This is a genomic window from Thermococcus sp. (assembly GCF_027011145.1).
Classification (GTDB): Archaea; Methanobacteriota_B; Thermococci; order Thermococcales; family Thermococcaceae; genus Thermococcus.
The window spans coordinates 34326-54369 of record NZ_JALVAO010000056.1 but is presented as its reverse complement, the minus strand read 5'-3'; the positions used below and the strand labels follow the sequence as shown (position 1 = coordinate 54369).

Here is a 20044-nt window from a genome sequence, read left to right as displayed (position 1 = left end):
TCCGATTACGTTATAGTCAACGAAGGAACACTTGAGGAGCTTAAAGAGAGGGTCGAGGAAATAATAAAGGACATCGCGGAGAAGGTTTAAAGGGAGTTTTACCAATTAAGCTCTGGTGGAAGCATGGGGGAGATTGTTATACGGGTCCCGGAGGAAATTGAGAGATATCTCACGCCGGGGCTTAGGAAAAAAATAGAGCTTGAGGCATTAAAGGAGATAGAAATGAGACTCTTAAAGGCCAGAAGGTTCATTGAGCTCGCGGAAAAGAGCGAACTGAACGATGAAAGCGCTGAAACTCTGTCGGAGGAGCTGAAAAAAGCCCTCGCTAGGAGATACGGGGTGGTCTAAACGGAGGTCGTTCTAGACTTCAACGTCCTTTTCTCGGCCCTCCACAGCAGGGGAGTTGCCCACCAGATTTTCGCCTGGAATTATGTGTTCAGAACAGTTAGATTCCTCGTCCCCGAATTTTTCTGGGAGGAGCTTGAGAAGCATTTCGATAGAGTACTGGCGCTGAGCAAGTTGAAGAGAGACGAGCTTGAGGAGATGCTTGAAATCATTAGGGAACAGACAGTTACGGTTCCTCGGGAGTTATTTAAGGACGAACTCGAAGATGCCAAGCGAGTTTCACCCGACCCACTCAACGTGCCCTACGTCGCCCTTGCTCTGGCCCTCGGTGTGCCACTCGTTACAGGGGACAAAAAGCTCATTAGGGAGCTTCCAAAGAGGGGAATTAAAGTGGTCACAGTTAGAGAGCTGTACGAAATAGTTGTGGGTGAGTAGCATGAACCTCCTGATAATAGCCCCCTGCCTCCTGAGCCCCTTCTACGTTTACCGGGGAGCGAAGGAGAAGGAATACGAGACCGCGAAGAGGCTGAGAAAGCTCCTTGGAGAACTCGGCGAGGAGTGGCAGATTCTGGCCTACCCCTGCCCGGAGTTCGAGCTAATCGGCTGGCCGAGACCGCCGATGGGAAGGGAGAGCTTTGAAAGGCTCGGCATGCGCGAGAAAGCAAACGTTATAGCGGATTTCATTGGGAGGGTTTTATCTGAGGAAAGGCCGGAGAAAGTTGTTTTCCTGGGTGTTAAGGGTTCGCCCACCTGTGGCGTCTTCCACACAACTTCAAACGACCCCGATTCATATGATTACGGCCTGATTCCGGCGTTCTTCTACATGGACAAGGAGGATAGAATTAAGGAGAGCAAAAAGGTCGTTGAAGGCTTTGGCTTTAGAATAAGAGAAGGCCCGGGGATTCTCTTTGAAGAGCTGATGAAGAGGTTCCCCGATGGGGTTTATCTCGAGTTCGATAAAGATGACGTTGAAGATAGTGTGAGAAGGTTAGGAGAGGCACTTGGACTTGGAGTAACTCTGAGTGAGTTGAAGGGGAAACATATGGAAACAGAAAGGTGAATGTTTGTTTTGAATTCAAGCTTTTAGATGATATGTGCCTTTGAAGACATTAGTAGGCTCTAGTTGGGTAGTTTTCACTTAAGACTTTGCCATTTTGAACTCTAATTCAAAAGTTGAAGGACTAAATTGGAAAAAAGGAGAGTAAACTCAAGTTTTAGGCTTTGAATCAGTTTCAGTATTCTTTCTTTTTGGATTCTCATTCTCTTCTTTGGGATTATTATCTGTGCTTTGGGAAATGGAGTTATCAGTAGAAGACTCTGGAGGAGCATACAATCCTTCTTCAACTATTTTTATTGACTCAATGTCATTCCAAGGGATTATCCAATAGTCCCCCGCGCTTTCTTGGGAGGTCCAAAGTATTAAATCATTTTTATCTTCAACTATCTGACCACCGTGCATCAGCTTGGATTTTCTTAGGACAAGAACCTTGCTATCAAGCGGGTCGTAGAGCTGACCAAAGAATACGCTACCTGTTTTAGTTTTCACAAGAAGATGAGGTAGCTTATTACTAAATGAACTGTTATTAGAGATATTTATTTTCCATAGCAAAGCAGTCCCAGTGTTGATTATGGTAGAGAATATTAAGGCGGATAATATAGCACCAATCCCCGCAACAATAACAGAGGCCGAATAAAAAATGTAGGAGAACCAATAAATGAAGACCTCAAACCCACAGTCATAACTGCTAAAACAGAGCCCAAAAATATCCATGCTGATCCGTTTAATGCGTTTTTCACTTTGTTATGTTCTAGTTGCACCTCAGAAATTAGAGCTTTTTTAAGTAAAATGAACCAGAGATTTAAGAAAACCCACAAAACTCCAATAATAAAAAATAGGAAAGCTGTTTCTTTATTTTCCGAGTTAAATTTCCCAGCCAATATTGTACAGAAAAGAGAAATGTTAACAATAACAGCACCAATCAGAAGCCCATCTCTCTTACTACAACCCCGAGAGTACTCCAATGCCTGTTTTTTCAATGATTCATACTCCCGCTTTACGGTAGAATGATATAGCAAGTTCGATTTAAAGAACATTCTGCTTAAGCCCCTACCTTGTATTACATTGTATCCAAAACTCACAACCCCGATGATAGCACTAAGTACCGTAGCAAACACTTCCCAATCCATTTCGATCACCAAATAATAGACTAACCAGATATTTTCAACTCCTTGCTATCGCCTCCCTTACCAGCCTCTCTGCCTTCTCCATCAGCTCCTTAGCTTTTTCCTCCGTGTGTGCCTCCAGCGTTATCCTCATTATCGGCTCCGTTCCGCTGGGCCTGAAGAGAATCCACCAGTCGTCGTTCTCTATCCTAATCCCGTCTATGTCTATCAACCTCTTGTATTCGAAGGTCTTCAGGGCTTCCTTAGCTATTATCTCCATAGCTTTAGCCTTCTTCTCGTTGGGGCAGGGTATCTTGGCGCGAAGCGTCACGTAGCGCGGGACCTCTTTGGCGAGCTCGCTTATGGGTCCGAGCCTGTCAATCATCTCCAGAACCAGTGCACCGGCGAAGATTCCATCCGGGGTGAAGTTCCACTGCGGGATTATCCAAGTTCCAGATGGCTCGCCACCGAAAACGCCACCGTGCCTGACGAGTTCGTCGGCAACTGCCACATCGCCAACGCGCGTCCTGATTACTTCTCCTCCAAGGGGCCTGACGTAGTCATCGAGTGCAAAGCCCGCATCAACCGTTGTAACTATCTTGCCCTTTCCAAACTTCCTGAGCATGTAGCCCGCTATGAGCGAGAGCATGACCTCGTACTCGACGAAGTTGCCCTCATCGTCAATGACGCCGATTCTGTCCGCGTCTCCGTCGTGCGCTATGCCTACATCGGCCTTCATCGCCTTCACTGTCTTCGCCAAGGCTGAGAGGCTCTTCGCGTTCGGCTCAAGTTCTCTCACAAAGAAGCCACTCGGATGGGCGTTAAGGCTGATGACCTTATTCCCAAGCTCGCGCTGGAGGTAGGGACTGAGAACTGAGCCTGCCCCGTTTCCAGTATCTAAAACAACTGTGTAGGAGTTCTCAAGTTCGACCATCTCAAGTGCCCGCTTAATGTATTCACCCCTTGGATTTGCCCTCCTGAGCGTTCCAATCTCGTTCCAGGGGGCCTTTTTAAAGTTCCCGGAGTCTATTATGGCCTCAAGTTCCGCCTCCATCTCGGGTGTATAGGCCATGCCATTACTCTGCCAGACCTTTATTCCGTTGTATTCCGGCGGATTGTGGGAGGCAGTTACTGTGACACCCGCATCGGCACCGTAGAGCTTTATGGCGAAGCCCGTGAGGGGTGTTGGGGCCAGGCCAATGTCTATAACCTCTGTTCCAGTAGACAGGAGACCGCTTATCAGGGCTCTCTTCAGGGTTTCACTGCTCGTCCTCGTGTCCATGCCAACAATTACCCTTCCCCCGTCGAGGTAAGTTCCAAGGGCCTTCCCAACGCGCAAAGCGAGTTCGGGGGTGACGCAGTCGTTGAAAACACCTCTGATTCCGCTGGTTCCAAAGTACCTCCCCATTCCAACCACCGCCTTCTGGTATCCGTGGTGGGTATAAACGAAGGGATATAACGCTTTCGTAGTTTTTTCAGGGTGTAGCACCAACACGAAGACGTTTCGCGAGCTCAACGAGTTTCCTTGCCCTCTCCGGAGAAACTTCGTTCTCGACAATTCCGTCCCGCTTTATCCAGGTTCCAACGATAAAGCCGTCGGCGTGCTTCCAGAGTTGGGGCAGGTTCTCGGAGGTGGTTCCCGAGCCAACTACCACCGGAACGGGGGAGATTTTCTTCGCGAGGGCGAGCTTTTCCAGGTTAACGGGTTTTCCGGTTGCCTTTCCACTCACGACGATGGCATCGGCTAAACCGCGCTCAACGGTGTCGCGTATAGCATCCTCAAAGTCGAAGAAGTGAACCGCGTGCTTAACGTGAACGTCCGCGAAGACCTTGATTTTGCTTGGGAGGAGTTTTCTCAGCCTTGCAAGTTCATGGGCGATGCCCTCGATGATACCCTGGTCCGTGTAAACCACACCGCTCAGCACGTTCACCCTTATGAAGTCCGCTTTTACGGCGTAGGCTATGGAGTAAGCGACCATCCCGTCGTTTCTCAGAACGTTTATCCCAACCGGAACTGAAACCTCGTCACGGATTGCCTTGGCCACAGCCGTAAAAGATGCAACGGTAGTTTTATCAACGTATTTTGGAAACGGCACGTCGCCGAAGTTCTCAACCATAATCGCATCGAAGCCGGCTTCCTCAAGCGTTCTGGCGTCTTTAAGGGCTGACTCGATTACTGCGTCTAAATTACCATCGTACCTGTAAGAGCCCGGCAGGGGCTTCAGGTGAACCATTCCAATCAGGGGCTTTCTATCAAAGTTCATGGTAGTAGCACCCAAAGTATTTTCTCAGCCTGGTTAATGAGGTTTGCGGGGAAACCCTGATATAGATTGTGGATAAGTTAGTCATGGTGGGATGCATGGCGAATGAGGAAAATCCTGAACTGCCGAAGTCAGTTTTGAGACATCTGGAACCCGGCGAGGAGGTTCTTTTTTCGATAAGGAAAAAGATAAGCGTTGAAAAGCCCAAATGGCTTCTCGTTACGGACAGAAGGATAATCTACCTGGATGAGAAGTTGCTCGGAAGGTACGACCTGAGGGCCATCCCCTACCAAAAGCTGGAGCAGGTCACCGTGAAGCTGGGGCTTGTGAGCTCGGAGTTCGTGATAGAGAGTGAGGAGAACATAACACTCAAGCTCGGATGGATGGACAAGGAGGAGGCGAGAAGGGCGATAAACGCTATTAAGGACGCCCTAAATGCTATAGCCGTCGAGCCGGTGAGCATCGGCGTGAAAAAGGGTCTGACCAGCGAGACCTGGACGCTGAGGAAACCCAAGGAGTTCATAACGCGCACCGTTCCTGCCCATCAACCCGAAGCACCTCAAAGGGAAGACCCAGTTGAGAAGCTCAAAAAGCTGAAGGAGCTCTACGACCTCGGGATAATAAGCCAGGAAGAATACGAGGAAAAGCGGAAGAAGCTCCTTGAGGAACTCTAGAGGATTACCGCTTCCTTTCCAAGGAGTTCCTTTCTCGGCGTTTTTACAACACCCAGAACGTAGCCCCTTTCCGTTGGGTAGAACGCCAGCACTGTTGTTGCGATTTCTCTCAGGAGGGCGTCGAATCCCCCGGCTTTGGAAGACAGGACGTCTGAGTTAACGAGATATATGGCTATTCTGTCCCTCTTACCAACAAAGCCGGCAACGTTCCTAATAAGCCTGAACAGCTCCCTGTCCGTGAGAACCATAAACAGCTTGTGGAAGCCGAGAACCGGGTTTATGGCGACTCCTTCTATGACCTTGGAGTATATTCTCTCGTAGTATCTAAAGTCAATTGAATGCCTGTCTACGTCTATGGTTCCTATAACCCGGCCAACGTTTCTCGAACCTCCGATTTTAACAACCGGAAGGTCGTCAAAGCCTGAGATATCAAAATCAAGAACCCTAAGTCTCGCCAAAACCTCAGGGAACGTGTCGAGAACATCGTCAATCAGGACGGGTTTACCGTTTTTCTCCGCCCATTTCACGAGCAACCAGAAGAGTAGCTCGGAGGGGGAGTCCTGGGTGTACTCAACAAGAATAGTTTCGCCGGGTAATAACAGGGACATAATGTTACTGAGCCCATCACTGCCCATGGCTCATCACCAAAAACAGGAATGGAACTAAAAATATAAAAACGTTATCAAACTAGCCTGCCCTCGACGAGAACCCTTGGAGAGAGGAAGCTTGAAATCCTCCTCGCTTTCCTCCCGGGTTTCAGGGTTTTTAAAAGCTCGAAGACGTTGCCAACGAGCATGTTGTCCTTAAACGGCCTGAGCTCGCCGTTTCTCACGACGTAGCCGAGCTCAACTGTGAGCGAGAAGTCACCGCTCACGGGGTTTGCCGTGTGTTCGCCGAAGACCCTTTTGACAACGATTCCCTCGTAGTCCTCAAGGCTCTCCTCGCCGGGTTCGAGGATTACGTTGCTCGTTCCGATGTAGGGAACGCTCCTGAAGCTCCTCAACGCGTTTCCCGTGCTCTTCATTTCGAGAAATGAGGCGTAGGTGTAATCGAGGAGGAAGCTTTTAATTACCCCCTCCTCAACGAGAACGGCCCTCTGGCCCGGAGTGCCTTCGCCGTCGAAGGAGTAGCTTCCCGGAAAACCTTCGAGCGTTGAGTCATCAACGAGGGTGAACGAGCCTATTTCCTCGCCCGGCCTTGAGAACCTGCTCCTTCCGTGGTAGACCTCATCGCCGTAGAGGTTGCCCAGAAAGACATCTAAAAGGGACGAGACCGCCTCGGGTTCTAGGACGAGCTCCCCGGTGAAGGGTTCAAGCTTTTTTGCTTCAGCGCTCAGCCTGGCATCTCCGATGGCGCTCTCAACGGCCCTCTCAAGTTCTCCGAAGTTCTGGAGTGATGTAAAGGACTGCCTGTATGAACCTGTTCCCGGCGGGTCGCTGATTACGGCGTATGCTGAAACCCCCATGTAAGTGGAGCGCTCCTCGAGTTCGATTCCGTTGGAGTTCACAATCCCGCTCGTTCCAACCGCGAGGGAAAGAGAGCCGGAGATAGTCTCGTTTTTCTTTTTCTCGCTCATAAGCTCTGCGTATTCCAGGGCCATGGAGTGGGCCTCTTCAAAGGGAATCTCGTCGATTCTCCTATCGTAGAGACCCTTTACGAGCGGTGTTTTTTCCTTTTCTGGAAAGCCCCTGAAGGGAACCTCGCTTATCCTCGCCAGTTTTAGCGTTCTCTTCACGAGGTTCTCAAGTTCATTACCGCTTGGATGCAGGCCGGTAATGTAAGAGAAGCCGAGCCTTCCCTTCAGGCCGATTCTAAGTCCTATTCCAGAGTAGAACTTCCTCTGGGAGCGCTCAAGGGTTTCCCTCTCTATGGCGAACGAACCCGAGCGACCGAACTGGTAAAAGACCTCCCACTCAACATTCTCCCCTTCAAGTAGTCTGACGAGTCTCTCAACTGCCTCAATCACCTCAATCCCCCCACGAGGGCCCTTGTGAGGATATGCGGACCACCGTCGTCGACCGGAACCCACTGACCCTTTCCGCAGTAGCCGGGGAACTCAACGCGCGTGTCGTTTCCAATCGCCCTTATGTTCCTCAGAACGTCGAGGATTTTGCCGGAGAGTGCAACGTCGCGGACGGTTTCCCTGATTTCCCCGTTTTCAACGATGTAACCAATCTTGGCCCCGAAGGTAAAGGTCCCGTTTGCCGTGTCAACCTCTCCGCCCTTGTCGCCGAGCATGTAGAGACCGTGCCTTACCTCCCCGAGGATTTCCTCAAAGGACCAGTCGCCGGGCTCGACGTAGGTGTTGCTCATCCTTACTAGGGGCTGATGGTTGTAGCTCTCGGCCCGGGCGTGTCCATTGGGCTCAATGTCAAAATACTCAGCCGTTTCCCTGTCATTGAGGTAGCTGACGAGAACGCCGTCTCTAATTATCTCCACGCGCTTGGCCTTAATTCCCTCGTCGTCGTAGGGATAGCTCCCGAACTTGCCGGGCAAAGTGGGGTCGTCAACCACCGTTAGTCCTTCAACTGCTATTTCTTCGCCCAGCTTTCCCGCCAGAATACTGTCTCCGTTTTTTACGGAATCAGCCTCAACCGCATGACCGAGTGCCTCGTGGATTAAAACCCCTGTGAGCTCGGGGTCGGCTATTACCTCCATCTCGCCGGAGGGCGGTGAGCCCGCTGAAAGTAGCTCTCGGGCCTTCGCCTTAACGTGGGACGTCCAGTGGTGAAGGTCAATCCCCTCCACGAGTTCCCAGCCGAGGGTTCCTCCAAAGCTCTTCCAGAAGCTCTGCATCTCACCGTTTTCCTTCGCCGTAACGGAGAAACCGAGCCTTATCCTTGGGACGACGGTTCTGACCTCGCTTCCGAGGGAGTTGAAGTAGAGGGTTTCGACGATTGAATCACCGTAGTTAACGCTTCTGCTGACGATTTTCTCACCTTTGAGCAGTTTATCTATTTCCTTGACGAGGGAGAGCTTTTCCTCGATGTCTATTTCCGTGAAGGGCTTTTTGACCCCGAGTTCAACCTCGTCCCTAACGGGGTCGCCAAGGTAAATCCTCGCGTTCCCGCGGGACAGCTTGGCTATCTTCATAGCCGTTTCTATCGCCTTCTCGAACCGCTCCCTGTCGTTTGCGCTGGAAAACCCCCACGCCCCGTTGAAGGCCCTGGCCCCTATGCCGAGCTCCGAGTTGCTGGAAAGCTCCCTCAGCTGGCCGTTTGTCATGATTAGCTTCCTGGAGGTTACCTTGACGAGCCTGATTTCATAGTAATCAACGCCGTGTTTTCTCGCGAGTTCCTCAGCCTTTTTAACCAGCCACTCCATAACCTCACCGCAGGGCATAAAAGGGAAAGGCCTTATATCCCTTGCCATAGAGGGATGAACCACAGAGTTTAAGGGTTGAAAGATGGAGCGGAGGAACGAGATACTCAACTACATCAGAAACAGGCCGGGTGTGACGTTCAGAGAACTTGCAAGGGAGCTTAAGCTGGGCATCGGAGACCTTCAGTACCACCTCGGAAAGCTTGAGAAAGAGGGCAAGGTGTTTTCAAGGAAGGTCGGAAGGAGGCGTTACATATTTCCCGCGGGCTTTGAAGAGGAAGCCCAGAGACTGCTCATGGCCATATCAACCGAAACCCGGCGAAAGATACTCCTCCTGCTCATGGAAGGGGAGATGAACCAGGGGGAGATAGCAGAGAAGCTCGGTGTCAGTCAGCCAACTATAAGCTACCACATGAGGGAACTGGAAAAACTCGGCGTTGTTAAGGCCCGTAGGGAAGGGAAGAGCGTTGTCTACTCCACAAACTATGACCCTGAGACGTTGGTCAGGTTGATTAAGGAATACAGGCCGGGGCTCTGGGAGAGGCTGGCAGATAGCCTTATAGACCTCCTCGCTGGAATGGGTGAGGGTGAATGATGGAGATGCTACTTGACGTGGCAACGATACTGCTCGCACTGGCACTGATGGGGGTTAGCTATCTGGCCTACAGGAAGAGCCACCTAAGGGCAACGCTTTACCTAACCCTTGCCTTCCTGCTCTTCGCCTTCAAGAAGGTTGTCGAGATTTCCGCCGAGAGCAGGGTTATCCAGTACGACATCGGGTTCATAGTCGATACCCTCGAGGTGCTTGTACTTCTGCTGTTCTTTCTGGCCCTCTGGAAGCGTTAAACCGTTGAACCACAAACGCTTTATTTGGCTCTTCTAATTCTTCCCGGGTGGAAAGATGAGGAGGGGAATAGTTCTTATACTGGCAGTACTCCTTCTGCTCCCCTTAGCGACGCCAGCGATGGCTCAGTGTCCAAGCGAGGGGCACACCGTGGTGATAAGGGCACCAGCCGTTGCAAAAACCTCAACGGGCGAGCTGACGGGTGTCGTCACGGAGTTCGTAATTACGGTAGCTCCCGGCCACGGACACGTTTACATAGAGACGTGGCCTTTGGCCCAGGTTGACATGCAGGCGAGCGCGAGACTGGCGGCGCAGGTGGCCGGAAGGGTTCTCGGGGTAAACATGAGCCACTACGACGTCTTCATACAGGTTCGTGCCAACACCTCAATCATCGGCGGTCCTTCAGCTGGGGGAACGATGACCGTTGGAATTATCGCGGCACTGGAAGGCTGGAAGATTAACCCCAAAGTGATGATGACGGGAATGATTAACCCCGACGGGAGCATCGGGCCCGTCGGCGGAATCCTTGAGAAAGCCGCGGCCGCTCACGAAGCGGGAGTTAAGCTCTTCCTTATCCCGGAGGGCCAGAGAATCCAGTACGTCCAAGAAACCCAGAAAAAGGAAATCGGGGGTGTTCTTGAGATAAACACCGAGACCAAGCCAGTTGACGTTGTTAAGTACGCCGAAGAGCGCTGGGGCCTCAAGGTTGTTGAGGTGAAGGACATCTACCAGGCGGTTTACTACTTCACCGGCCACAGACTCCCGAGGCCGGAGCCACCCAAGAACGTTCAGATTGATACCTCCTTCCTGAAGAACGACGCCGTCAGCGATTACAAGAACACGACGGATTACTACCAGAGAGTTCTGAAGGAGCTGAAGGGTAGCAACGTTGGATACGACACATACGTTACCCTGCTAACAGCCTTAAACAACGCCGGCCAGTTGCTCAACCAGTCAAAGGACTACATAGACAAGGGAATGTACTACACCGCCCTCAGCAAGGACTTCCAGGCGAGGATAATCATAAGGCATGTTGACTGGTATCTCAGGATAAACACCCCACAGGACGTTGAGAAACTACTGAAGAATACCAGTGAAACAATAAAGGAGGCGGAATCCTACGTTGAGAACCAGAGCATAAGGGGCATAACAATGCTCCAGGCCATCGCGGCCGCGGAGCAGAGGGTTGAAGACGCCAAAAGCGCCCTTGATAGCGCATGGAAGTATTACTACTCTGGGGACTACTGGGACTCTGTGGGAGAGGCCGCCTACGCCTATGAAAGGGCAAAAACAGCAATATTCTGGGCCGAGCTCGGAAAGCGCTTTGCAAGGGGAGAGCCCATAAAGAAGGATCTAATCAAGGTCACCGCAAGGGACTACATAGACGAGTCCGACCTCATAGTGGCATACATCGAGTCGATGTACGGCGACGTTTTGGGGAACAGCTTGACAAGCACAATAGAAAAGGCCCAGCAGTACTACGACGACGGAAAGTACTCCGCGGCGCTCTTTACGGCGATGCAGGCACGCGTTCAGGGGGAGGTCTTCCTCGATACGCTCGCCATAACCAACTGGACTGTCCTTATGGACAAGCTCAACATGGTGAAGGAGGACGCGAAAACCGCGATAGGAATAGCCGAGGAGAAGAACATCACACCGATACTCGCGATAGCCTACTACGAGTTCGCCCAGAGCTTTGAGGAGCTGGCAAAGAAGAACCAGAGCATTGACAACCTCGAGACGGCCATGACCTTCTACATGTACGCAAAGGAAACAGCCAACCTGTTCCTGTCAACGCCCCTGAGTCCTGTTCCAAAGGTCTCCACCACCAACACGGTTCCGGAGATAAGCGTCCCGAGTGCGACAAAAACGTCAACGCCAACCCCTGTGAAAACCTCTAGTGAGCCCGATTACGGTCTTGTAGGGCTCTTCGTGGTCATAGCCTTCGTCGTGGGTCTGGCCGTTGGAAGAAAGGTTTAGCCCGGAAGGGCCTTCACTCCTCTCTTCTTTAACAGCTCCACCTCCCACTCGGCCAAACTCGGGCATATCGTACAACCGAGCCTGTAGAAGCCCTCGTAGTAGAGGGGATGTAACTCGAAGCCCCTCATAATTATGAAGAGCTGGACCATGAACCCACTCCAGAACTTCACGGGCATGACCTCAAGAATTTTCCCGAAGTCGGTTTTCCTCTCCACCACGGGTGGCTTTAATCTTCTCCTCGCGCTCTCGCCGTCCCTGTCTCCAACGAGGAGAACGGGCCTTTCAAACTCGGAAACTATGGAGTACAGGGCTTCTACTTTCTTCCTCGTGCACCACCTGTTGTTGTGGGTCGGCATGCCGTACTTCTCGATTGGCATTGGGACGTCAACGCGAATTAAATCAACGCCGAGTCTTCTGGCGAGGCCTTCAACGTACTCGTCCGTTTCGGGCATCTCGTACTCCATTCTCACGTACACAGCAGTTACCCTGCCGAAGGTCTCCTTGGCAAGGATTAACGTCGCGGTTGAGTCCTTTCCACCGCTCCAGGGGACGATGATATCATAATCCCGGAAGGTTTCAAGGAACGCCCGTGAAGCATTTGCAAAGGCTTCAATGTATTCCCTGTTGAGCTCGATTAGGGAATCCAGGGAGACGTCCTCAACGCAGGGACAGCGCCAGAGCACTTCTGTTGGAAAACCGAGCTTTTTACTGACTTCAGCAACTTTGTTCGGCCCGGAGAAATAGACCTCCTGGTTCATGGTCTTCCTCAGAACGAGGGAGTTCTCACCGAGCTCAACCCCCAAAATCGACCGCATAGACCTTCTAAAGCCCTCTCCAACTGCCAGGTAGATATCATAGTCCGGATTTAGCTCGATTCCAAACGGGTTTTCAGGGTTTAAAGCGTACGCACCGCTCCATTCAATCCCAAGCCTGAAGCGGGCCTTTATCTCCTCGATGTGCGAGTACAGCTCGTCAACCCGCATGTTTCTGACACGCTTTGTCCTCAAAAGCCTCGCATAGAACGGCTTTCCGCTCTCCCTAAGAACCGGAAGGAGTTCCTCCATGAGGTCTCTTTCCTTCTCACCGAGGAGGAGAACCGGAATGTAAGGCGCCTTAATGGCTTTCTCAAGGTTTTCAAGGACTTCCTCCTTTTTCCTTCCACCACCGAGGCTCTCAACCCTTAAAAAGCCTCCGTAGTTTCTCTCGTTGATATAGCTTAGGGCCTTTGCGTCCTTCCTTGCCCGCGCTATGAGCGTGAACATGGAAGGGGTTAAAAGCGGAAATTTAAAAGCCTTGTCGCCGATGAGGAAAACTCCCTGCCCTGAGCCGTGATGAGACCGGCTTTCCTGAGGCTAGACCAAGTCCAGTATGAACTTTCTGTAGGCCTCTTTTACCCTTTTCATGGAGGAAACGCTCACCCATTCGTCGCTGGCGTGCCAGTTGCCCCCAACTGGGCCGAAAACGAAGGTCGGTTTTCCAAGGTATGTGGCAAAATAGTTGAAGTCCCCAACGCTCCTGCCGTATGTCACCTGAGGGTCTATGCCAGCCAAAGCCATGGCGCGCTTGAATAGCTTGACCTCGTGGAGGTTTTCCCTAATGACGTAGGGGAGCATGTCAGGTGTCGGTCTCGGGAACTTCTCTATTTTCAGTTCCGCTTTAACGTCGAGCCTTTCCGAGAGTTTCCTTAGCTCCCCCTCTACCCTTTCCCAGTCCTCGCCGATGACTACATGCCTGTCCACGATGGCCTCGGCGTAATCCGGAACGCTCAGGCCGTCGGCATTTCCTTGGATTGACAGCGCGCAGTAGGAACCCCTCCCGAGCTTGATGTGGTTCCTAGTTTTGATGCGGTAAAGGTTCCCCACAAGCCTTGACAGTTCCTCAACCGCGTTGATTCCAAGTTCCGGCCGGGCCGCGTGGGCCTTCTTCCCCCGGGCGGTTAGCCTTACAACGAAACGACCCCTCGCGCCGAGCATGAGCCTCTCGTTCGTTGGCTCCGCAACTAGGACAATGTCGGAATCCTTCAGCTTCCCGCTCTTAATCAGTTCCCACGTCCCCCTGGAATAGCCCTCTTCGTCGCTAACTGCCGTGAATATCAGGTTGGGCCTTTCACGCTTGGAAAGCTCCCCCATCTCAATGAACAGGCTCATCAGAACGGCGAGACCGGCCTTCATGTCGGCGCTACCGAGGCCGTAGAAACTGTCACCTTCAAGTTCGCCTTTGGGATTCCTCGTCCAGCCGGGAGAAAGGTTGACGGTGTCCATGTGCCCGTTGAGGACAACCGTGTAGCCCCTACCGGGAAGGTAAGCTATGATGTCGTCTCCAAAGCCCTCAACCGGGAGCGTTTCGACCTTGAAGCCGTGTTCCTTAAGGATTGAAGCTATAAACTTTGAAATCTCGTTTTCCTTTCCAAAGGGAGACTCGATGGCAACGAGGTCTTTAAAAAGCTCAAACTCGTCCATCCCTATCACCCACCAGCTCCCTGACAAATTCTGAAAACTTCACTTTCCGTTCTATTCCTTTTACCCTTTCAAGTTCTTCCCTGAGGAAAGATATGTTCTCCTCGATTTCATTGGCCAAATCCTGGAGAAGCATTGAGAGATCAAAGTCTTCAATTTTCCCCGAGAGATACCTGCAGGCCCGTAACTGGAGTTCCTCGAGCTTAATCGTCTGCTCGAGAACTTCCGCATAGTCGCCAACGGTCTCAATCGAGACCTCTATATCTTCCCCCTTAACTTCCGATGAAAGGGACTCCGGATGGAGCCGTAATGCTATTTTCCAAAGCTCCTCTGTTTGTCTTTCTTTCTTCTCAACAAAGCGCGAGAACTTGATTTTCCCATACCCCCTTGGGAGGGACTCCATCATCACCTGGTACACTGCAAGAACACGCTGGGAGGTTGAGACTAGATAGCTGAGAACGTCACGGGGAGGAAGCGATGAGACACGCCTGAGAACTTCGCTTAAATCGTCTTCAAAAAGATCTCCAAGTAAATCCATGGCATCACCTTTAGGAATTTTGAGGAAATGCGTAAAAACGTTTTGTTGGTGGACCGGGCGGGATTTGAACCCGCGGCCTCCGCCTTGCGAGGGCGGCGCTCGTACCAGGCTGAGCTACCGGCCCACTTCAGTTTATAGTCAAAGGTCGGGATTTTAAAAAGTTTTGGTATCGCTCAGTGGTGACCGCTCTCATCACCCTTCAGGAGGGCTTGGGCGTCATCATCGCTGGGCTTAAAAACTCGCGAACCTTTTTAACCCTGGTGATTTAGGTGAGGTTCATCCCGTTCATCGTTGCCAGACCGGAAGTTCAGATGGCAATAGACGAGGCCATAATGCTCGCCAGAATTGAGGGCAGGGTTCCTGACACCATCAGACTCTACGCCTTCTCGCCCAGCTCCGTGACGATAGGCAGGTTCCAGAGCGTGAGGCACGACGTCAACCTTGAAGAAGCTAAAAGGCTTGGTATTCCGGTCGTGAGGAGGATTACCGGCGGTGGAAGCGTCTTCCACGACGAGTTCGGCGAGATAACATACTCGGTAATAATCGGCGAGGACTTTCATCCGGCCTTGAAGAACGTCGAAACCAGCTACCGCTACCTAGCTGGCCCGCTCGTTGATGCCCTTGAAGACCTCGGTCTTAATGCCGGCTTCTCGGGTCTGAACGACATAGTTGCCAACGGGAAGAAAATCAGTGGCTCAGCCCAGACGAGGAGAAGAGGTGTTATCTTACAGCACGGCACGTTCATGTACGCGACGCGCGTTGAGATACTTGGAAAGGTGCTTAGGGCATCAAAAGAGAAGCTCAGGGATAAGGGAATCTCAAGTATCTGGGAGCGCGTTACAACGCTGGAGCGCGAGGGCATAAAGCTCACCCGCTGGGAGGCCTACGAGCTTCTCAGAGAGAGCTTTGCCAGGGCCTTTGACGTTGAAGAGGGTGAGCTAACGGATTACGAGCTCGAACTCGCGGAGAAGCTTATAGAGGAGCGCTATGGAAGGAAAGAGTGGAATGAAATGCGCTAAGGCATCTCCCACTTTTCTTTGATTTTAAACTCCTCAGCCAGCTCGTAGAACAGTTCGTCTCTTCCAAGTTCTTCCCGGAGTTTTTTAAAGTTCTTGAAGAGCCGTGGCAGTCTTCCCTTTGAGCGTTTCAGCATGGAGTTCCCTATTTCGAGGGCAAAGCGGAGGTAATTGTCGCTTACCATTATTTTTCCGTCCCTGCCGAGTGGAACGGTCAGGTACTCGGTCCCGTTGATTTCAACGAGATAGCGGTTCGAGATGACCTTGAAGGTTGTATACTTGAAACCACTCGCCAGTCCGAGCTCATGGAGTCTCTTCGCCTTCTCCAGGCCCTCTGCAACCACGTGAAAGATTGGTGGCTGGCTTTTCAGGAATATTAAACCGCTTTCAGCTCGTCCAAGGGCCCTCTTTGCTTCTGGAAACGTCATCTCCCTGTGAACCTTGATTAGCCACCTTGAGAGTGGTTTCGCCCCGAGGGAGGGCTCCTCGATGATTCCAATCCTGCCGGAGCATGAGCTTGTGGTGTAGATTCCCTTGATTGAGTTAATGAGAAGGAGGAGGTCTATGATGTCTTCATCAACTTTCCCGTCGAGCATCGCTGTGAAAAGGCTTTTAAGGGCCTCGCGCTTTGCCTTCATCTCTCAGCCCCCTGTGGGGTTTTCAATCGTCGTTTGACTGCGTCTGCACCTTAATTTCTCGTGAATGTGGAATTTAACACCGCCTTTCCCGGCATCTGACGAAAACTTTATAAAGCTAACCCAAAAGCTTAAGCTGGACATGGCCGGGGTGGTGTAGCCTGGTCAGCACAGGGGACTGTGGATCCCCTAGCCCGGGTTCAAATCCCGGCCCCGGCCCCAGAATCAAGATCTATATTCCTTCTCCATGATATTCTCAAGCTCTTTCACAGACTTGAGTTCAGAAGTTAAGAGGCTAAAAATTTTCTCTTCGAGCGCTTCTTTCTCCAAAGAGACAAGCAGAATTCCTCTATTGAGGGTTGCCAAATCCCGGAGACTAGCTATGAACCTTAAAACGCTCTCGGGCTTGTTTTCGAGTAATAGGTATTCAACACACTCCATTAGCACAACTTTGTCGAGATTCGTTGATTCCAGAAATGATCTTAGATTCTCAAGGAGGTATGGAAGTCTTGTCGGAGCTACTGCATCATCATGATGAATCTTTGAAACCCAAAGGACTGGAACAATCCTTAGCCCAAGCCTTCTCCTGAAGATCTCAGGAGGATCCCTAGTGACGGCTATACCGGGCAAATGCCGATGCTTAGTAAGCTCAACAAAAATCCTCTCAGTTTCCTCGCTTCTTCCCCAGTAAGCTCCGTGAACAAGTTCATAATCCGGTTCCGTGGCTATCTGAACAATGGCGTATCGACCTTTCGCAAAGGGCACGTACAGCATTAGAGAGGAGAGAAACAGAAGTAGTGCCCCACCAGTGAGAAGAACAGAACGGATAATTGCAAAATTCTCATTCCCGTACAGAAGCGATGTTCTCAGGAGGACACCGATAACTTCCGCAAAGACTATGAGAAGAAACGCCCCAAGAAGGAGGTTAAAGATCCTTGTGAAATACTTAACCCTAAGATGCCTCTTAACGCTTTTTTCAACAGTAAGGAGCATTATGACTATAGCCATTGATAGGAGTAGCACAACAAGGTCGCGAAGGAAATAACCCAGAGATAATATCTGGGGCATGAACTGAGTTTGAGCGGTAGGTTTTTTAACAATTTCGAGCAGTCTCCCTGAACTACACTCCAATGGTGGTTGAAATGTCATGGAAAGACAAACTCGGTTTAATTCACATTTACACAGGAAACGGAAAGGGGAAGACAACTGCCGCGTTTGGCCTCGCTGTGAGGATGCTCGGCTCCGGCGGGAAGGTTGCGATAATCCAGTTCATGAAGGCTCCAAAAGTCTACGGTGAGCAGAAGAAAATCGAGGAATGCGGTGCGCTCATAGAGTCCTTCGGACTGCCAAAGTTCGTCCACGGGAAGCCAGAGCCAGATGATATAGAGGCCGCAAAGAGGGCCTTGAAGAGGGCGGAGGATCTAGTCTCCAGCGGTGAGTGGGACCTGGTGATTCTCGATGAAATCTGCGTTGCCCTGGGCTTCAAAATGCTGGACGTTGAAGAAGTCAAAGAGCTCATAGATAAAAAAGCACCGAAAACGGAACTCGTCCTTACAGGTCGTTACTGTCCGGAGGAGCTGTTTGAACTTGCAGACTACGTTACGGAGATGAAGGAGGTAAAGCACCCCTACCAGAAGGGAATAATTGCAAGGAGGGGCGTTGAATACTGACTATCTCTTTATCATTGTTACCCCCGGAATATGGATCCTTACCTCTACTATGCGCATCACCTGTATTATCAGTGTCGCAAATACGAGGTAGATACCCGCGACTATAAGGTATATTTGTGCGTAGAGGAAGGTTTCTGAGGCTGTAACACTGGCCATGTACATAAGTTCTGGAACCGCAAGGAGCATTGCCAGCGAGGAGTACTTGAGAAGGTAAACCATCTCGTTGGTCCAGCTGGGGAGCATTATCCTAAACGCCTGAGGGAATATTATATGCCTTATTATCTGCCATTTACTCATTCCCAAGGAGAGAGCTGCTTCAATCTGACCTGATTCTATGGAGTTGAAAGCACCCCTCATATATTCTGCCTGATATGCTGCGCTGTTGAGCATTATGCCGAGCATCGCCGCGAGTGTTGGACTCATTACGAAGTTTTCAAAGTGCTGTCTTATCAAGAGAGGAAGTCCAAACCCGATAATGTAGAGCTGAAGAAGCATTGGAGTGCCCCTTATAAGCTCGATGTAAGCTATTGCAAGCGCCTTTGGTAATCCCCTTCCGTAAGTTCTCGCGATGGCCAAGAGAAAGCCGAGGACAAATCCCCCTATGAACCCCAGAATTGTTAACTCCAGCGTAACCTTAAGCCCTTTGAGGAGTTGAAGTAGTATGAAACCGTAGTCCATTATCTCCACCTCACAGAGACAGGTCAGCTATTCTCTTCAGAAAGGCCTTTGTTTCCTCCCTCTGAGGGCTGTAAAGTAACTCCCTCGGCTTCCCCTGTTCCCAGATTTTTCCGTTGTAGAAAAACAGAACTTCATCGGCTGCATTCAGGGCAAATCCTATTTCGTGGGTAACAACTAGCATCGTCACGTTTTTCTTTGCGAGTTCTCTCATAACGTCCAAGACTTCTCCTGCCAGCTGAGGATCAAGTGCCGACGTTGGTTCATCGAAGAGAATTATATCCGGCTCCATTGCGAGTGCCCTTGCTATTGCAACCCTCTGTTGCTGTCCTCCGCTCAGTTCCGCTGGATATTTCTCGAAGGCATCTTCCTCAAGATGAACTGCTCTAAGGGATTTAACCGCGAGCTTTTCTGCCTCATCGTCACTCAGACCTTTAACGACCTTTGGTCCAATTTTCACGTTTTCAAGGGCTGTCAGGTGTTTAAAGAGATTAAAATGCTGGAACACAAACCCTATTCTCGCGCGTATCTTCTTTATATCAACGTCTTTGGATAGAACGTTTATGCCATCAAAGATTATCTCTCCACTGTCAGGCTCAACTAGCCTATTAATGCACCTCAGAAGGGTACTCTTCCCAGCCCCACTTGGACCTATTATAACCTTTGTCTCGCCCCTTCTAACTCCAAATGAAACTCCGTCCAGAACTGTTTTTGAGCCAAACTTCTTTTTGAGATTCCTTATGATTAGAACGTTAGAGCCTGACGTTTGAAACACCCCCTGTTCCTTTTATACCATACTTCTTTGCAAGGATCCCAGCAAGATACGTGAGCGGAAGAACCATTATAAGATAGAAAACAGCCGCTAAACCGTAGTAGTGAAATGGCTCGCCCGTTATTGAAACCAGATACTGAGCCTGCCGTGTGAGTTCTACTATCCCCACAGCTAAGGCTACGGAGGTATCTTTGAGAACTATTACATATTCATTCATCCATGCAGGAACGGCCATCCTAAGAGCTTGGGGGAGAACTATGTATCTCAACACTTCTAACTTTGACATCCCCAGAGAATAGGCTGCTTCCACTTGTCCCTCCCCAACCGCCTGAATTGTGCTCCTAAATATCTGAGACTGGTATGCAGAAGAGCGTAGTCCCAAACCAAGGACGGCCGCCCAGAAAGCTGGCAATCCGATTCCAGTTATAAGAGGCATCGAAAAGAAAATCACCATGTATATCGCAAGAAGAGGAATTCCCCTCAAGGTCCCCTCATAAACCATGGCAACGTACCTCAAAGTTTTCCCACCGTAGGTTTCAATTATGGCTATTGGAAGGCCTATCAGAAGTCCAAGAAGTATTGATAGAATCGAGAGCACCACGGTTATCTTGGCACCCTCAAAAAGCATTCTGACTGCAGTGTCCAAAGACACCATAGTTCCAATCAAGACAACATCCCCCCAAAATAATAAAAG

Annotated in this window: 23 protein-coding genes, 2 tRNA genes and 1 pseudogene; 10 read left to right on the top strand and 16 right to left on the bottom strand. The window is 50.6% G+C overall.

The features are described 5' to 3' along the window. The first annotated feature begins 123 nt into the window (after positions 1–123). The 3 genes and pseudogenes from MVG27_RS07330 (at position 124) to MVG27_RS07320 (ending at position 1405) form a co-directional block, all read left to right on the top strand. Entirely contained in the window at positions 124–348 is a 225-nt protein-coding gene (locus MVG27_RS07330) for a hypothetical protein (RefSeq protein ID WP_297548706.1), read from the top strand. A 21-nt stretch (positions 349–369) separates the two neighbouring features. After that, positions 370–780 (top strand): annotated as a pseudogene (locus tag MVG27_RS07325) (PIN domain-containing protein); the annotation flags it as partial. A 1-nt stretch (position 781) separates the two neighbouring features. Next, positions 782–1405, top strand: coding sequence for a hypothetical protein (locus MVG27_RS07320; RefSeq protein ID WP_297548704.1), 624 nt, complete (start codon positions 782–784; stop codon positions 1403–1405). A 147-nt stretch (positions 1406–1552) separates the two neighbouring features. On the opposite strand, the gene MVG27_RS07315 is transcribed toward MVG27_RS07320, so the two are convergent. The 4 genes from MVG27_RS07315 to MVG27_RS07300 form a co-directional block, all read right to left on the bottom strand. Then, on the bottom strand, positions 1553–1891 hold the full coding sequence (locus MVG27_RS07315; protein WP_297548702.1) for a hypothetical protein: 339 nt from the start codon (positions 1889–1891) through the stop codon (positions 1553–1555). Positions 1892–1986: 95 nt separating this feature from the next. Then, a complete protein-coding gene (locus MVG27_RS07310; protein ID WP_297548700.1) occupies positions 1987–2541 on the bottom strand; it encodes a hypothetical protein in 555 nt (184 codons plus the stop codon). Positions 2542–2566: 25 nt separating this feature from the next. Beyond that, positions 2567–3916 (bottom strand): phosphoglucosamine mutase, encoded by a 1350-nt coding sequence (glmM, locus tag MVG27_RS07305; protein ID WP_297548698.1) that lies wholly within the window; start codon positions 3914–3916, stop codon positions 2567–2569. A gap of 67 nt (positions 3917–3983) precedes the next feature. Further along, on the bottom strand, positions 3984–4772 hold the full coding sequence (locus MVG27_RS07300; protein ID WP_297556439.1) for a BtpA/SgcQ family protein: 789 nt from the start codon (positions 4770–4772) through the stop codon (positions 3984–3986). A gap of 95 nt (positions 4773–4867) precedes the next feature. Between MVG27_RS07300 and MVG27_RS07295 the strand changes: the two genes are divergently transcribed. Further along, positions 4868–5443, top strand: a complete 576-nt coding sequence (locus MVG27_RS07295) for a PH domain-containing protein (protein WP_297548710.1) — start codon at positions 4868–4870, stop codon at positions 5441–5443. Here MVG27_RS07295 and MVG27_RS07290 read toward each other — a convergent pair. Genes MVG27_RS07290 through MVG27_RS07280 form a run of 3 tightly spaced genes read right to left on the bottom strand, consistent with a single transcriptional unit; the run spans position 5440 to position 8767 of the window. Further along, positions 5440–6078, bottom strand: coding sequence for a DUF257 family protein (locus MVG27_RS07290; RefSeq protein ID WP_297548694.1), 639 nt, complete (start codon positions 6076–6078; stop codon positions 5440–5442). The two genes, MVG27_RS07295 and MVG27_RS07290, sit on opposite strands and share 4 nt — an antisense overlap. 47 nt (positions 6079–6125) lie before the next feature. Then, positions 6126–7409 (bottom strand): TldD/PmbA family protein, encoded by a 1284-nt coding sequence (locus tag MVG27_RS07285; protein WP_297548692.1) that lies wholly within the window; start codon positions 7407–7409, stop codon positions 6126–6128. Continuing rightward, on the bottom strand, positions 7406–8767 hold the full coding sequence (locus MVG27_RS07280) for a TldD/PmbA family protein (RefSeq protein WP_297548690.1): 1362 nt from the start codon (positions 8765–8767) through the stop codon (positions 7406–7408). The genes MVG27_RS07285 and MVG27_RS07280 overlap by 4 nt, the downstream gene beginning before the upstream one ends. A gap of 82 nt (positions 8768–8849) precedes the next feature. Between MVG27_RS07280 and MVG27_RS07275 the strand changes: the two genes are divergently transcribed. From MVG27_RS07275 to MVG27_RS07265, 3 genes are read left to right on the top strand one after another with little or no spacing between them, the layout of a single operon-like run. Next, entirely contained in the window at positions 8850–9359 is a 510-nt protein-coding gene (locus MVG27_RS07275) for a metalloregulator ArsR/SmtB family transcription factor (RefSeq protein ID WP_297548688.1), read from the top strand. Next, positions 9356–9610: a hypothetical protein gene (locus MVG27_RS07270; protein WP_297548686.1), complete on the top strand. Its 255-nt coding sequence runs from the start codon at positions 9356–9358 to the stop codon at positions 9608–9610. The genes MVG27_RS07275 and MVG27_RS07270 overlap by 4 nt, the downstream gene beginning before the upstream one ends. 55 nt (positions 9611–9665) lie before the next feature. Continuing rightward, positions 9666–11588: a S16 family serine protease gene (locus MVG27_RS07265; RefSeq protein WP_297548684.1), complete on the top strand. Its 1923-nt coding sequence runs from the start codon at positions 9666–9668 to the stop codon at positions 11586–11588. Here MVG27_RS07265 and MVG27_RS07260 read toward each other — a convergent pair. From MVG27_RS07260 to MVG27_RS07245, 4 genes are all read right to left on the bottom strand, one after another. Next, on the bottom strand, positions 11585–12850 hold the full coding sequence (locus MVG27_RS07260) for a phosphoadenosine phosphosulfate reductase family protein (RefSeq protein WP_297548682.1): 1266 nt from the start codon (positions 12848–12850) through the stop codon (positions 11585–11587). The genes MVG27_RS07265 and MVG27_RS07260 overlap by 4 nt on opposite strands. Before the next feature lie 90 nt (positions 12851–12940). Then, positions 12941–14047, bottom strand: a complete 1107-nt coding sequence (locus MVG27_RS07255) for a M20/M25/M40 family metallo-hydrolase (RefSeq protein ID WP_297548680.1) — start codon at positions 14045–14047, stop codon at positions 12941–12943. Continuing rightward, the gene (locus tag MVG27_RS07250; protein WP_297548678.1) at positions 14034–14582 is read right to left on the bottom strand and encodes a hypothetical protein; all 549 of its coding nucleotides are present in this window, start codon (positions 14580–14582) and stop codon (positions 14034–14036) included. The genes MVG27_RS07255 and MVG27_RS07250 overlap by 14 nt, the downstream gene beginning before the upstream one ends. 46 nt (positions 14583–14628) lie before the next feature. Next, positions 14629–14706 (bottom strand) — tRNA-Ala (locus tag MVG27_RS07245). 145 nt (positions 14707–14851) lie between these two features. Between MVG27_RS07245 and MVG27_RS07240 the strand changes: the two genes are divergently transcribed. Beyond that, positions 14852–15601, top strand: coding sequence for a biotin/lipoate A/B protein ligase family protein (locus MVG27_RS07240; RefSeq protein ID WP_297549403.1), 750 nt, complete (start codon positions 14852–14854; stop codon positions 15599–15601). Here the strand turns inward: MVG27_RS07240 and MVG27_RS07235 are convergent. Next, a complete protein-coding gene (locus MVG27_RS07235; protein ID WP_297549405.1) occupies positions 15598–16236 on the bottom strand; it encodes a hypothetical protein in 639 nt (212 codons plus the stop codon). The genes MVG27_RS07240 and MVG27_RS07235 overlap by 4 nt on opposite strands. A 142-nt stretch (positions 16237–16378) precedes the next feature. Between MVG27_RS07235 and MVG27_RS07230 the strand changes: the two genes are divergently transcribed. Next, positions 16379–16455 (top strand) — tRNA-His (locus tag MVG27_RS07230). Between the two features lie 3 nt (positions 16456–16458). Here the strand turns inward: MVG27_RS07230 and MVG27_RS07225 are convergent. Then, positions 16459–17301, bottom strand: coding sequence for a DUF835 domain-containing protein (locus tag MVG27_RS07225; RefSeq protein ID WP_297549407.1), 843 nt, complete (start codon positions 17299–17301; stop codon positions 16459–16461). Positions 17302–17375: 74 nt separating this feature from the next. On the opposite strand from MVG27_RS07225, the gene cobO reads away from it, so the two are divergent. Then, positions 17376–17903 (top strand): cob(I)yrinic acid a,c-diamide adenosyltransferase, encoded by a 528-nt coding sequence (cobO, locus tag MVG27_RS07220; protein WP_297549410.1) that lies wholly within the window; start codon positions 17376–17378, stop codon positions 17901–17903. Here the strand turns inward: cobO and MVG27_RS07215 are convergent, their stop codons facing one another. The 3 genes from MVG27_RS07215 to MVG27_RS07205 are packed head-to-tail and all read right to left on the bottom strand — an operon-like array spanning position 17904 to position 20017. Continuing rightward, the gene (locus MVG27_RS07215) at positions 17904–18581 is read right to left on the bottom strand and encodes an amino acid ABC transporter permease (RefSeq protein WP_297549413.1); all 678 of its coding nucleotides are present in this window, start codon (positions 18579–18581) and stop codon (positions 17904–17906) included. 10 nt (positions 18582–18591) lie between these two features. Then, the gene (locus MVG27_RS07210) at positions 18592–19353 is read right to left on the bottom strand and encodes an amino acid ABC transporter ATP-binding protein (RefSeq protein ID WP_297549416.1); all 762 of its coding nucleotides are present in this window, start codon (positions 19351–19353) and stop codon (positions 18592–18594) included. Next, positions 19331–20017, bottom strand: a complete 687-nt coding sequence (locus MVG27_RS07205; protein ID WP_297549418.1) for an amino acid ABC transporter permease — start codon at positions 20015–20017, stop codon at positions 19331–19333. Before MVG27_RS07205 ends, MVG27_RS07210 begins: the two co-directional genes overlap by 23 nt. Positions 20018–20044: the final 27 nt, after the last annotated feature.

Coding starts and splice junctions, on each gene's coding strand:
- MVG27_RS07280 (WP_297548690.1), bottom strand. CDS start 8,767: ATGGAGTGGCTGGTTAAAAAGGCTGAGGAACTCGCGAGAAAACACGGC.
- MVG27_RS07275 (WP_297548688.1), top strand. CDS start 8,850: ATGGAGCGGAGGAACGAGATACTCAACTACATCAGAAACAGGCCGGGT.
- MVG27_RS07235 (WP_297549405.1), bottom strand. CDS start 16,236: ATGAAGGCAAAGCGCGAGGCCCTTAAAAGCCTTTTCACAGCGATGCTC.
- MVG27_RS07260 (WP_297548682.1), bottom strand. CDS start 12,850: ATGTTCACGCTCATAGCGCGGGCAAGGAAGGACGCAAAGGCCCTAAGC.
- MVG27_RS07225 (WP_297549407.1), bottom strand. CDS start 17,301: ATGCCCCAGATATTATCTCTGGGTTATTTCCTTCGCGACCTTGTTGTG.
- MVG27_RS07290 (WP_297548694.1), bottom strand. CDS start 6,078: ATGGGCAGTGATGGGCTCAGTAACATTATGTCCCTGTTATTACCCGGC.
- MVG27_RS07320 (WP_297548704.1), top strand. CDS start 782: ATGAACCTCCTGATAATAGCCCCCTGCCTCCTGAGCCCCTTCTACGTT.
- cobO (WP_297549410.1), top strand. CDS start 17,376: ATGTCATGGAAAGACAAACTCGGTTTAATTCACATTTACACAGGAAAC.
- MVG27_RS07295 (WP_297548710.1), top strand. CDS start 4,868: ATGGCGAATGAGGAAAATCCTGAACTGCCGAAGTCAGTTTTGAGACAT.
- MVG27_RS07330 (WP_297548706.1), top strand. CDS start 124: ATGGGGGAGATTGTTATACGGGTCCCGGAGGAAATTGAGAGATATCTC.
- MVG27_RS07300 (WP_297556439.1), bottom strand. CDS start 4,772: ATGAACTTTGATAGAAAGCCCCTGATTGGAATGGTTCACCTGAAGCCC.
- MVG27_RS07250 (WP_297548678.1), bottom strand. CDS start 14,582: ATGGATTTACTTGGAGATCTTTTTGAAGACGATTTAAGCGAAGTTCTC.
- MVG27_RS07215 (WP_297549413.1), bottom strand. CDS start 18,581: ATGGACTACGGTTTCATACTACTTCAACTCCTCAAAGGGCTTAAGGTT.
- MVG27_RS07270 (WP_297548686.1), top strand. CDS start 9,356: ATGATGGAGATGCTACTTGACGTGGCAACGATACTGCTCGCACTGGCA.
- MVG27_RS07255 (WP_297548680.1), bottom strand. CDS start 14,047: ATGGACGAGTTTGAGCTTTTTAAAGACCTCGTTGCCATCGAGTCTCCC.
- glmM (WP_297548698.1), bottom strand. CDS start 3,916: ATGGGGAGGTACTTTGGAACCAGCGGAATCAGAGGTGTTTTCAACGAC.
- MVG27_RS07265 (WP_297548684.1), top strand. CDS start 9,666: ATGAGGAGGGGAATAGTTCTTATACTGGCAGTACTCCTTCTGCTCCCC.